The sequence below is a fragment of the Desulfofustis glycolicus DSM 9705 genome, assembly GCF_900130015.1.
Classification (GTDB): domain Bacteria; phylum Desulfobacterota; class Desulfobulbia; order Desulfobulbales; family Desulfocapsaceae; genus Desulfofustis; species Desulfofustis glycolicus.
The window spans coordinates 83265-95121 of sequence record NZ_FQXS01000021.1 but is presented as its reverse complement, the minus strand read 5'-3'; the positions used below and the strand labels follow the sequence as shown (position 1 = coordinate 95121).

Sequence of the window (11857 nt, the reverse complement as noted above, 5' to 3'; positions counted from 1 at the left end):
ACTTTATTGTTCATCATGACGTATCCTCTTATTGTTGGAATTTTGTTTTGGCGAACTGATTCCAACAGGATACGTCATTTCTTTTTTATGTCTCCTTCAAACACCACTTTTGAGCATAACTCTTTCCGAGAAGGATTGAGTGCTTTGTAAGAGGATCAGGTTGCCGGTTCCTCCCAGCCACCACCCAGCGACAGATAGAGGGAGATAAGGGTCAGCCGGCGGTCCAGTCTCGCCTGCACCAGGTCCGTTTCGGCGGCAAAGAGCTGGCGCTGGGCGTCGAGTACTTCGATATAGCTGATTACGCCGGCCTGGTAGCGGGATTCTGCAAGCCTGAGGGCCTCCCGGGCTGAGGCGGTACGTTGCTGTTGGATGGTGAGGATATCGCCAGAATAGCGGTAATTGGTCAGCGCGTTGGCTACTTCGGCAAGGGCTGTGAGGATGGTTTTGCGATACGTTATCACGGATTGGTCGAGCCGGGTGCGGGTTGCCTCGTGGTTGTAGAGTAGTCGTTTACCGGCAAACAGCGGCTGCAGGGCATCGGCGCCCAGCGAGGCGACCGAGGCGGCGCTGCCGGTCAGCACGTCGCTGGCGGACGTGCTGACCTGGCCGAAAAGGCCGGTCAGCGACAAGGATGGGAAAAACCGGGCCTTGGCCTCGCCGATTCGTGCGTTGGCGGCGATCAGTTGCTGTTCGGCGGCCATGATATCGGGGCGTTTTTCGAGTAGCTGACTGGGCAGGCCGGCGGGGATATCGGCCGGCAGGTCTGGCTCGGTGCCGGTTTTGATCAGGACCGAACCGGGGGAGCGGCCAAGCAGGATGGACAGGGCATTCTCAGCGTTGGCGATGCGCCGTTTTTGTGCGGGGATGGTGGCTTCTGTCACTGCCAGGGCGACTTCCTGCTGGCGGATTTCCGCATCGGTGGCGATACCGGCTGTTGACAGCCGCTCGATCAGGCGCAGGGACTCTCGCTGGTTAGTGGCGGTTCGGGTGGCAACGGCCAGCAGGTCGTGTTCGGCGAGCAACCGGTAATAACCGGTAGCCACCTGGGAGATAAGCGTGATATAGACTCCCCGGCCGGTTTCTTCCCTGGCCAGCAGATCGGCCCGGGCGGCTTCGTCGGCGCGGCGCATCCTGCCCCATAGATCGATTTCCCAGCTGATGGCGGCACCGCCGAGAAAGGTGGAGGTGAGATCATCGCCGGGTTGCCGGGCCGTGGGGCTGGTGGCAAAACTGAGGCTGAGTTGCGGCAGGCGATCGGCGTGGGTGATCCCGGCTACCGCTTCGGCTTCCCGGATCCTGGCTTCGGCTAATAGCAGATCAGGGGCAGCGGTGAGTGCTTCCTCGATCAACGCTTGCAGGGTCGGGTCCGAGTAAACGGTGCGCCAGTTCCGATCACCAAAGGAGGTGTCGGACAGGGAGACGTCGCTGCCGCGAAAGGTTGCCGGCAGCTCGAGGTCCGGGCGTACATAGTCAGGCCCGAAGCTGCAGCCGGAGAGTATCGCTGTGGCCAGCAGCAGGAGGAGACATCTGAGTATGGTTGGCGGGTTTGTCAGCATGGCGCCTCGCTGGGAGGTGGGGCAGGTTCTTGTTTTTTTCGGCCCCCGGTCAGTCGGCTGATGGCCACAAACAGCACCGGCACCAGAAAAACGGCGATAAAGGTGGCGGTCAGCATCCCGGAAAAGACGGTGATGCCCATGGCCTTTTGGGCGGCGGCACCGGCGCCGCCTTTGATAATCAGCGGGACGACCCCGAGCAGAAAGGCCATGGAGGTCATGATGATCGGCCGCAGCCGCAGTTTGCTCGCCTCCAGCGCGGCGGCTTCCGGTGACTGCCCCTCATCGTGTTTCATTTTGGCGAATTCGACGATCAGGATGGCGTTCTTGGCCGCAAGGCCGATGAGCAGGATCAGGCCGATCTGGGCGTAGATGCTGTTGGTCTGGCCGGTCAGCCACAATCCGGACATGGCGCCGAAGACGCCGATCGGTACAGCCAGGAGTACGGCAAAGGGGATCGACCAGCTCTCGTAAAGCGCGGCTAGGAAAAGGAAGACAAAGACGAGGGCCAGGGCAAAAATGATCGGCGCCTGCCCTGCCGATTCTTTTTCCTGCAGACTGATGCCCGACCATTCGTAGCCGTAGCCCTGCGGCAATACCTGGGCGGCTGTCTCTTCCATGGCCTTGATGGCCTCGCCGGAGCTGAATCCCGGGGCCGGTTCGCCGCTGAGCTCGGCGGAGCGGAACATGTTATAGCGCTCGAGGGTATTGGCCGCGGCGATCGATACCGGTACGACCAGGTTGGACAGCGGAATCATCTCGCCGTTCGCATTACGGACATGAAAGAGCCGGATGCCATCGATGTCACTACGAAATTGCGGTTCGGCCTGGAGGGTAACTTTGTAGGTGCGGCCAAAGCGGGTGAAGTCGTTGACATTCAAACCGCCAAGGAAGGTCTGCAAGGCGAGCGTGATGTCACTGATGGCGACACCGAGTTTTTTCGCCCGGTCTCGGTCGAGTTCCAGGCGATAGGCCGGGGTGCCGGGATTGAATTTACTGTACACCTGGCCGATTTCCGGTCGTTTCTTTGCTTCGGCTACCAATTGCCCGGCAACGGTTGCCAACTCCATCGGGCTTGCTCCGGTCTGGTCCTGTAATTTGAAGGAAAAGCCGCCAGTGGCACCGAGTCCCGGAATCGGCGGCGGGTTGAAGGCAAGGATCACCGCCTCTGGAATCGCGCCCGCTTCGGCCAACACCGCCTGCATGGTGGCAGCAAGTCCCAGCTCCGGCTGCTTCCGCTCCGCCCACGGTTTGAGAACGGCGACAAAAAGAGCAGCATCTGACTGGATGGAACCGGTCAGGATACTGAAACCGCTGATCACCAGGGAACGGGCGATGGCCGGTTGGGCCATAAGCACCTGTTGGACCTGGTCGCCGACACCGATGGTGCGGTTGAGTGATGAGGCATCGGGCATGATCACCGAACCGATGAAATACCCCTGGTCTTCGGCCGGTACAAAGGCACCCGGCACCTGGCGCATGATGGCGAATGCGGCCAGGATAATAATAGCCAGCATGGTACAACTGATAACGATCCGCTTGATCGCCACCTGCACCGTTCGGCCGTACCTGACGGTCATCGCGTCGAACAGCCGGTTGAAGAGACCGAAAAACCGGTTGAATCCCCGCCCCCGTTTGCTCGGGTCCGCGGGCCGTAGCAGCAGTGAGCAGAGGGCCGGGGTCAGCGTCAGGGCGACGAAGGCGGAGAGCAGAGTGGAGACGGCAACGGTCACCGCAAACTGTTTGTACATGACGCCGGCCATGCCGCCGAGAAACGCGACCGGAACAAAGACCGCAGCTAGGATCAGGGCCGTGGCGATGACCGGTCCACTCACCTCCTCCATCGCCTGCACCGTTGCCTGGCGCGGGGTGAGGCCGTGGGCCATGTGGTGCTCAACGGCCTCTACGACGATGATCGCGTCGTCGACGACGATGCCGATGGCCAGCACCATGGCGAACATGGTCATGGTGTTGATGGTAAAGCCGAGCAGCACGAAGGCGGCAAACGTGCCGACGAGGGAGACAGGTACAGCCAGCATCGGGATCAATGTTGCCCGAAAACTCTGGAGAAAGAGAAAGACGACGAGCAGAACGAGCAGCAGCGCCTCGAAAAAGGTGTGGGCCACCGACTCCAGCGAAGCCTTGATAAAGACCGTGTTGTCGTTGACGATCTCGTAGTCGACATCATCGGGAAAGGATATGGCAAGTTCATCGAGCTTCTTTCTGATCAACTGCGACGTCTCGATGGCGCTACCGTCCGGCGTCAGGTTGATAGAAAAGGCCACCGCCGGTTTGCCGTTGTAGCGGGCGGCATAATTGTAGTCCTTGGCACCGAGTTCGACCCGAGCGACATCCTTAATGCGGATCGCCGAGCCGTCGGCCTGGGCGCGGACGATGATGTTTTCGAACTCTTCCGGGTCCGACAGCCTGCCCCGAACCTGGACGCTGTACTGAAACTGCTGCTCATCGGGTGCCGGCAACTGACCGACCTTGCCTGCCGGCGCCTGGGCGTTCTGTTCCTTGATCGCCTGGTAGATATCGCCCGGCGTCAACCCCCGGGTGGCCATGCGCTCCGGGTGCAGCCAGACCCGCATGCCGAATTCCGCGCCGAAGAGCTGGACATTGCCAACCCCCTTGACCCGCTTGATGCTCTCGACGATATTGATGGCCGTATAATTTGCCAGGAATAGTTCGTCGTAGGTCTGCTGCGGCGAGTACAGAGCGATGTACATCAGAGTGTCCGGCGTCGTCTTCTTGGTGGTCACCCCACTGGCGAGGACATCGGAGGGCAGTTGCGCGTTGGCCTGGGCCACGCGGTTCTGCACCTGGACCGAGGCAATATCCGGATCGGCTTCCAGTCCGAACGTCACGTTGAGGCTGTAATAGCCGCTGCCGGAAGCGGTCGACGACATATAGGACATGCCCTCGACCCCGTTGATCTGGGTTTCGATGGGCAGTGCGACACTCTCTTCCACGACGCCGGCATCGGCTCCGGGATAGATGGCCGATACCTGGATGGTCGGCAGAGTTATCTGGGGAAACTGCGCGATCGGTAGGGTCAACCCGGCGATACCGCCGGCGAGCAGGAGAATCAGCGAGGTGACGATGGCAAAGACCGGCCGGTTGATGAAAAATTTTGCCACGATCGCCTCCGTCAGTTGGTGGCGGCCGGCAGCAGGACCGGGTTGACTTTGGCGCCAGGCCGCGCCTTCTGAACACCGTCAACGACGATGATCTCCCCGGCGGCAAGCCCTTCTTCAACCAACCATTGATCGCCCATCCGGGGGCCAAGGCGGACCGGACGCCGGGCCGCCACCTGCTCCCCATCGATCACCGTGACGAAATAGTTGCCCAGCGTTTCCGTAACCGCTCGCTGCGGTATAACAATGGCCTGCTCGAGTTGCGCGTAGTAGATTCGCACCCGGCTGTTCATACCGGGCCGCAGCAGTCCGTCCGGGTTGGGGAAGATGGCCCGAACACCGAGGGTGCCGGATGTTGGGTTGATTTCCGGGTCGATATAGTCGATGGCACCCTCTTCCCGGTAGATACCCCCGTCGGCGAGGATGAGCTGCAACGGCAGATCACCGGTTTCCCGTTCCTGCCCCCGCTGCGCATCCGGACCACTCATTCGTCTGACGTGCTGCAGGTAGTCGTTCTCGGCCAGTGCGAAATGAACCGCAACCGGATCAAGTGTGGAAACAGTGGCCAGCGAGGTTTGGCCGGCGGAAACGAGCCCGCCGACCTCGATTTTCTGCAGGCCGATCCGCCCATCAAACGGGGCGCGTACCGTGGTATATTCCAGTTCGAGCTGCGCCCGCTCCACCTCGGACTGGCGGATGGCCACCACCGCCTCCTCCTGCTCGGCCTGCGACACCGTCTGGTCATAGACCTGGCGCGGGATGGCGTTGTCCGGTAGCAGTAGCTTGTAGCGCTCGACGTCCTGCCTGACCCGGGCCAGCGAGGCGGACGCCTGCGCGAGGGCGGCCCGGGAGGACGCGAGCGCCGTTTCGTAGGCGCCGGGATCGATGACAAACAGCACGTCACCCTTTTTTACCTTCTGTCCCGGCTGAAACCGGATCTCGGTGAGATTGCCGGTCACCCGGGCCCGGAGATCGACTTCCCGATAGGCCCTGATCTCACCGACGATGTCGGTCGACAAGGAGACCGGCTTGGGGGTGATCTCCACTACCCGCACCTCCGGGGCCGGCGGCGCAGCAGGATCGTTGTTGGCCCCGGCTACGGTGACAGGCTGCAGTGTCTGCATCCACAGAAAACAGAGAGAGAAGAGAGCGATCAGGTGTAAGCGTGACATGAAGACTCCACGGCCGGAAAAGGTGAAAAAATTATTTACCCAAGGTACGCGACCTTGCCGACAAATTCACGAAGATCTTGCACATGCGAAAGGAGAATCGTGTAAATCAAATCCTCGTCAACTTCCCAGTAAACATGAACCAGGAGGTTACGAAATCGGGCCATCTTTTGCAGCTTATCGGCTAAATCGGGAGGGATGAGAGCTGACTCACCGAGAAGACGAAAACAATCAGCGTAGTTTTCAGGAACTTTCTTTAATTTTTTCGAACATATATGGTAGCAGATATTGAGAGCGCCCTCAATTGCGAGCAACAGACGATAACTGGCAATGTCTTTGGCATCCTGATCGCTGAGAAACGCGTCTTTTGAAAGCCGAGCAATCTTGTCGAGGCGGTCGCATGATTCGATGATTTCCTGACAACGAGTGCGGAGCAGATCCTTGTTCAGACTCATGGGGCAAACGCCTCTCTGGCGGCACGATCAAGGATTGGTTTAATGTCGAAATACGCTCTCATCGTATCTTCCATAAAACGGCAGCAGAGTTCATCGTCTTTGTTGTCAAGCAACGTGCCTCTGATGACGTGATAGCAAAACGTCAACGGGGCGTCATTGAGAACTTTAACATCAACGGGAAGAGCCGTTTTGGCGCTGAGTAATTGGGATAAACGGGCGGCGTAATCGACCCGTTGCAGTTTGTCCGGCTCATAAAGAAAAACGCCCAGATCGATATCGTGAAATGGCAGGTCCGTCTCGAGGAAACTGCCGTGAAGGAAAGCAAAGAGTACCTGTGGGTCACCATTGATGGCATCAGTGATCGTGGTGCACAACTGCTGTTTCGTGGCGGCATCTGCCCGGTGAAGCGGTCGATCCATCAACGGCCCTTGCGCAAGGAGGTCTGGTTTTGGGACGTGGCTGTTAGCCAACTGTCGGTTATTCAAACAAGACAATTCTATTCTATTTCAGGGCATAACAACAGAGGAAAAGAGGTTTGTCCGCGTTGGTTCAGACGGCTTCGGAACTATCGGAAGATCCTGCCTTGCCAAAGGAGGACTCTGAAATGTTTGGCCGAGAGGTCTAAATATTAGCCTCGATGGCAATTACCATATCATTGATGATGAAATCCATTTCTGTTCCACCGGCCAATCGCCAATAGCTGAGATCAGCGAAACATTCCCGATATGAATTATACGCGCACCGCTCATGAAAACACCAGCTTTCAAACGCCTTCCCGTATAGCTCGGAACCCGGTTCAAGGTTGCCTGTTTTGCCATAAATTTCACGCTGTGTCGAACCGAAGCGATTCAGATTGACGGTTGACCTGTTTAAGGACTATATTTAGTCATCAAAGGAGGACGGATATGAAGCTATCGAGTCAGATCAAACCGATCAGTTACCTGAAGGCCCATGCCGCAGAAATCGTGCGTAACCTGTCGGGGCAAAGCGATCCCCTGATTATCACCCAGAATGGCGAAGCCAAGGTCGTTGTGCAGGACATCGAAAGTTATGAGCAGACCCATGAGACCATGGCTCTTCTGAAGATTCTTGCGCTCGGTATGCGTCAGATCGAGGAAGGCAAGGTCCAGCCCGCCGGTGATGTCGTACAGAGACTTCGAGAGCGGAACAAGATTCGCTGATGGCTTTCCAGGTATTTCTGACCGACGATGCGTCCCGCGATCTCGAGGAGTTATACGACTATATCGAGTCTCACGACGTGCCGGGAAAAGCGGATTACGTTCTCGATCAAGTAGAGAATGTCTTTTCAAGCCTCTCTGAAAACCCGGAACGAGGGGCCTATCCGAAGGAACTGCTGGCCGTCGGCCTTCGCGAGTACCGTGAGATATTTTTCAAACCCTACCGCATCATCTACCGGGTCATGGCCGAAAATGTCTATGTCATGGTGATTGCCGACGGTCGCCGCGACATGCAGGCTTTGCTGCAACGGCGTCTATTGCAAGCATAGCTCATAGTGACCGGTTCGCGAAGTTCGTCGGTCATTTCGCTTGCACCGATGTAGGAAAATCGACGCTGTCTATTACTCGATCTCTTCGAGACGCAGGTCTTTAAGCATTTTCACCAGCAAGGGTTTAATGGTTGGAATATCATCCTTTGTAGTCTGCCAAACGATGTCCACACTTACGCCGGCATAGTCGTGAATCAATTTATCTCTCATCCCCGCCAAACTACGCCATGGGATGGATTTGTATCGTTTCCGGTGTTCCGATAGAATTTTCTTGGCCGCCTCACCGATTATTTCCAGGCAACGGACAACTGCAAGACACTTTTCAAATCCCGGGCAAATTCATCATATCCTGAATTTCCGATAAACTCTTCAGCCCTGTCCATTGCATCTATAATGTCCTGAACATAATCACTGCTGAGAAGATTTTTCTTCATATCGGCACGGCATGCTGAAGGACTCTTTTTCCGATAGCTGGTTTCAGCGCCTTTTTGTGAACCAAATCGACTGGCACGCCGAGCAACTTCGAAAGATCGTGTTCGAGGTCCATGAACTTCAGCATTCCCGGAGTTTTTGAAAACTCTACGAGAATATCAAGATCGCTTTTTGGGCTTTGTTCTCCCCGCACATAGGATCCGAACAACGACAGGGACTGAACGCCGTAATCTCTGCTCAGCCTCGGCATTTCCGATCGGAGTCTGGCGATTGCTTCCTGGAGATCGAGGTGCTTTCGCTTCATGGTTGTCACATCCGGTCGGCGTTGCTGACCAGTTCACAGAGTTCGTCGGCCATGTCGTTGATCAGCTCTTCATCCTGGCCTTCGACCATGACACGGATGACCGGTTCGGTGCCCGACGGGCGGACCAGGATGCGGCCGGTGGTATTGAGCTTTTCTTCGAGTTTTCTGAGTGTTGAGGTGAAGTGCGGGATCTCGTCGATGCTCATGCGGGTTTTGGTGCGGACGTTTTTCAGGACCTGGGGGAAGCTCTCCATGACGGTGGCTAGCTCGGAGAGGGGGCGATCCTGTTTCTTCATCACCGACAGGAGTTGCAGGCCGGCCAGGATGCCGTCGCCGGTGGTGATGTCGTCGAGAAAGATCAGGTGGCCGGATTGCTCGCCGCCGAAGCTGTATCCGTTCTGGCGCATGCACTCGACCACGTAGCGGTCGCCGACCGCGGTGCGCACCAGGGTGCCGCCCATACCCTCAATGGCCACTTCCAGACCGAGGTTGGACATGACGGTGGCCACCAGCGTCTTCTTTTTCAGCTTGCGCTGCTTGAGCAGATCCTTGGCACAGATCGCCATGATGTGGTCGCCATCGACGATCTGGCCACGCTCGTCGCAGACGATGAGGCGGTCGCCGTCGCCGTCGAAGGCCAGGCCGATATCTGCCTTTTCGGCGCGCACCGCCTCAGCCATCAGCTCCGGGTGCAGCGCGCCGCAGCGGCGGTTGATATTGGTGCCGTCCGGCTTGACGGCCAGGGCAGTAACCTTGGCGCCGAGTTCCTCGAAGACATGGGGAGCAACGCCATAAGTGGCGCCGTTAGCGCAATCGAGCACGATGTGAAAGTCATCGAGCACGTATTGCTTCGGGAAGGTGCTTTTCAGAAAGACGATATAGCGGCCTTTGGCGTCATCGATGCGCTCGGCCTTACCAACCTCGGCAGCAACGGGGCGCAGCGCCTCCATCTTCTGGGAGAAGATCAGGTCCTCGATCTCTTCTTCCACGTCGTCTGGTAGTTTGAAGCCGTCGTGGGTGAAGATCTTGATGCCGTTGTCCTGAAACGGGTTGTGGGAGGCGGAGATCACCACGCCGGCATCGGCACGCATCGAGGTGGTGATAAAGGAGATGCCCGGGGTCGGCAGCGGACCGACCAGCATCACGTCGACACCCATCGAACAGATACCGGCAGCCAGCGCATTTTCCAGCATATAGCAGGAGAGCCGGGTGTCCTTGCCGATAACAATGCCGTGGCCGCGCGAGCGGTCCTTGACGATAAAGGCGATGGCCCGGCCCACCTGCATGGCGATCTCGGTTGTCATCGGGTGGGTGTTGGCCTCGCCGCGGATGCCGTCGGTTCCAAAGAGTCTTCTCATGGGTAGTGCTGCCGGTTAGGGGTTCTCGGGTGGTTTGGCTTTGCCGGGCGCCTGGGGTGTCCCGGTCGGCGCCGGGGCAGCCGGTTTCGCTTCACCGGCAGGCGGCCTGGTCTGAGGTTGCGGGATCTGCACTTTCGGCAGCTCAACCACCGCCGGCTCGACCCGGATGACCTCCACCGGGTGGCTCAGATCCGGGGCCTGGATGATACGGACGATACCGATACCGTTGACCTCATCGATGGCCAGCCGGGCGGAGAGCATGTCGGTCAGTTTGATGTCCTGGTCGAGCAGCAGTTTCGGTACATCGGCGAGCACCTTGACCCGCTTGACCGGCACTTCAAGCCCGTCCGCATCGAGCGGCAGGGAGTATTCGTGTTGCTCCTTGTCGAGCCGCACGACAATCTCGGCGGTAATCGTCGTCTCGCCGATCAGATCGACGATGGCCGGATCGAGATCGAGCGGCGCCTGCACCTGCATCGATTTGTTGATATTGCTCAGATCGATCTCGCGGGTCCGCAGCACCTCGTGCTTGGCCAATACCGATTCGGGACCGGTGATGGTGATCACGCTCGGCTCCATGCGCAGGCTCTCGAGCACGTAGCCCGGTAGCAGGGAGCCGATGGTCACTGGGTTGATCGGAAATTGCCTGCTGATCAGCTTGTCGAGCGACAGGATGATGGTCGATGGCTGCACGCGCAACACGGTGATACCGCGCGGCACGGTGATAGATTCAACGTCGTTGGTGATCACCGTCGTGCCCGGCGTAGCGTTGGCCAGATCGATGCGCCGGCTGATCTCCCGCTGGTCGATGCCGAGGATCAGCGAGCGCGGGCCGTTGACGGTGACCTCGAGCTGGCGTTTGAACTGGTTGGAGATAACCAGGTCGCGCGGCAGGTTGAGCACCTCGACCGGAATCATGACACTGGTGTCCACCGTTTTCTCGCCGCCGACGTTGTACCAGAGCACCGCCGACATGATCAGGGAAATGAGGATCGGCAGCCACTCCTTGGTCACCAGGCGTCGCCAGTATGAGGCGCTGAGAGGTTTCATGATCGTACGAACCAATTTTTCCAGCTGGATTTCTGTACTTCCTTGCTGCCGATAAAGATCGCCCGCAGGCTGTTGGTCAGCGAGATCTCGTCATTGACCGCGGTCATCGCGCCATGCTGCACCAGCGAGATATTCTGGGTCTCCTCGGACACCACCAGGATCACCGCATCGGTCTCCTCGGACAGGCCGATGGCCGCTCGGTGCCGGGTGCCGTAGCGTTTATCGATATAAGGATTCTGGGTCAGCGGCAGGATCGAACCAGCGGTATGGATTCGCCCTTTACTGATGATCACGCCGCCGTCGTGCAGCGGCGAGACCGGCATGAAGATCGAGATGAGCAGTTCCTTGGTCAACCGGGCGTCGATCAGAAAGCCCGACTCTACGTAATCGCGCAGCCCCATTTCCCGCTCGATGACGATCAACGCGCCGATACGCCGTTTGGACAGGTAGAAGACGGTGCGGATGATCTCTTCCAACTCCTTTTCCATCATACCCGTCGATTTCTGGAACGGCGACTGGCCGACCTGGGTCAGGGCTCGGCGGATATCGTCCTGAAAGACGATGATGACGATCAGAAACAACGAGGAGAGAAAGGTCTGCAGCAGCCAGAGAAGCGTTGCCAGCTCCAGGACCCGGGCGAGAAAATACCCGGCGACCAGCACGCCGAGGCCGATCACCATCTGCACCGACCGGGTGCCTCGGATGATCGAGATCAGCTGGTAGAAGACAAAGGCCACCACCAGGATGTCCAATCCATCCTGCCAGCGGAAAAGTTGCACGAAATCGAACATGTAGTCTGATACTTTGGGTTAACCGGGTGGCCGTTATGGCGGCGATGGGATACAGGTGGGCCGTCCATCGGAATCTTGATCAACCGTTGCCACGTTGT

14 protein-coding genes are annotated in these 11857 nt (G+C 58.2%); 2 read left to right on the top strand and 12 right to left on the bottom strand.

The features are described 5' to 3' along the window. Positions 1-155: 155 nt before the first annotated feature. From BUC26_RS16025 to BUC26_RS24550, 6 genes are all read right to left on the bottom strand, one after another. The gene (locus BUC26_RS16025) at positions 156-1556 is read right to left on the bottom strand and encodes an efflux transporter outer membrane subunit (RefSeq protein WP_073377610.1); all 1401 of its coding nucleotides are present in this window, start codon (positions 1554-1556) and stop codon (positions 156-158) included. Continuing rightward, entirely contained in the window at positions 1550-4696 is a 3147-nt protein-coding gene (locus tag BUC26_RS16020) for an efflux RND transporter permease subunit (protein WP_073377609.1), read from the bottom strand. Before BUC26_RS16020 ends, BUC26_RS16025 begins: the two co-directional genes overlap by 7 nt. A gap of 11 nt (positions 4697-4707) precedes the next feature. Next, positions 4708-5865: an efflux RND transporter periplasmic adaptor subunit gene (locus BUC26_RS16015; protein ID WP_073377607.1), complete on the bottom strand. Its 1158-nt coding sequence runs from the start codon at positions 5863-5865 to the stop codon at positions 4708-4710. A 35-nt stretch (positions 5866-5900) separates the two neighbouring features. After that, positions 5901-6317, bottom strand: a complete 417-nt coding sequence (gene hepT / locus BUC26_RS16010; RefSeq protein ID WP_073377606.1) for a type VII toxin-antitoxin system HepT family RNase toxin — start codon at positions 6315-6317, stop codon at positions 5901-5903. Further along, positions 6314-6736 (bottom strand): nucleotidyltransferase domain-containing protein, encoded by a 423-nt coding sequence (locus tag BUC26_RS16005; protein ID WP_073377605.1) that lies wholly within the window; start codon positions 6734-6736, stop codon positions 6314-6316. Before BUC26_RS16005 ends, hepT begins: the two co-directional genes overlap by 4 nt. 202 nt (positions 6737-6938) lie before the next feature. Then, positions 6939-7139, bottom strand: a complete 201-nt coding sequence (locus BUC26_RS24550) for a DUF4143 domain-containing protein (RefSeq protein WP_425267085.1) — start codon at positions 7137-7139, stop codon at positions 6939-6941. Positions 7140-7222: 83 nt separating this feature from the next. Here BUC26_RS24550 and BUC26_RS15995 point away from each other — a divergent pair, with 83 nt between their 5' ends. Both BUC26_RS15995 and BUC26_RS15990 read left to right on the top strand, forming a co-directional pair. Continuing rightward, positions 7223-7498 (top strand): type II toxin-antitoxin system Phd/YefM family antitoxin, encoded by a 276-nt coding sequence (locus tag BUC26_RS15995; protein WP_073377603.1) that lies wholly within the window; start codon positions 7223-7225, stop codon positions 7496-7498. Then, the gene (locus BUC26_RS15990; RefSeq protein WP_073377602.1) at positions 7498-7824 is read left to right on the top strand and encodes a type II toxin-antitoxin system RelE/ParE family toxin; all 327 of its coding nucleotides are present in this window, start codon (positions 7498-7500) and stop codon (positions 7822-7824) included. Before BUC26_RS15995 ends, BUC26_RS15990 begins: the two co-directional genes overlap by 1 nt. Before the next feature lie 72 nt (positions 7825-7896). Here BUC26_RS15990 and BUC26_RS15985 read toward each other — a convergent pair whose 3' ends face one another. Genes BUC26_RS15985 through cdaA form a run of 6 tightly spaced genes read right to left on the bottom strand, consistent with a single transcriptional unit; the run spans position 7897 to position 11759 of the window. Beyond that, complete coding sequence (locus BUC26_RS15985) at positions 7897-8091, bottom strand: HepT-like ribonuclease domain-containing protein (RefSeq protein ID WP_244155873.1); 195 nt, start codon at positions 8089-8091, stop codon at positions 7897-7899. Between the two features lie 20 nt (positions 8092-8111). Beyond that, a complete protein-coding gene (locus tag BUC26_RS23905) occupies positions 8112-8258 on the bottom strand; it encodes a ribonuclease HepT family protein (RefSeq protein WP_161949870.1) in 147 nt (48 codons plus the stop codon). Continuing rightward, complete coding sequence (locus BUC26_RS15980) at positions 8255-8560, bottom strand: nucleotidyltransferase family protein (protein ID WP_073377601.1); 306 nt, start codon at positions 8558-8560, stop codon at positions 8255-8257. The genes BUC26_RS23905 and BUC26_RS15980 overlap by 4 nt, the downstream gene beginning before the upstream one ends. A 5-nt stretch (positions 8561-8565) precedes the next feature. Then, positions 8566-9918 (bottom strand): phosphoglucosamine mutase, encoded by a 1353-nt coding sequence (gene glmM / locus BUC26_RS15975; protein ID WP_073377599.1) that lies wholly within the window; start codon positions 9916-9918, stop codon positions 8566-8568. A gap of 15 nt (positions 9919-9933) precedes the next feature. After that, entirely contained in the window at positions 9934-10968 is a 1035-nt protein-coding gene (locus BUC26_RS15970; RefSeq protein ID WP_073377598.1) for a CdaR family protein, read from the bottom strand. Continuing rightward, positions 10965-11759: a diadenylate cyclase CdaA gene (gene cdaA / locus BUC26_RS15965; protein WP_073377596.1), complete on the bottom strand. Its 795-nt coding sequence runs from the start codon at positions 11757-11759 to the stop codon at positions 10965-10967. Before cdaA ends, BUC26_RS15970 begins: the two co-directional genes overlap by 4 nt. Between the last annotated feature and the right edge of the window lie 98 nt (positions 11760-11857).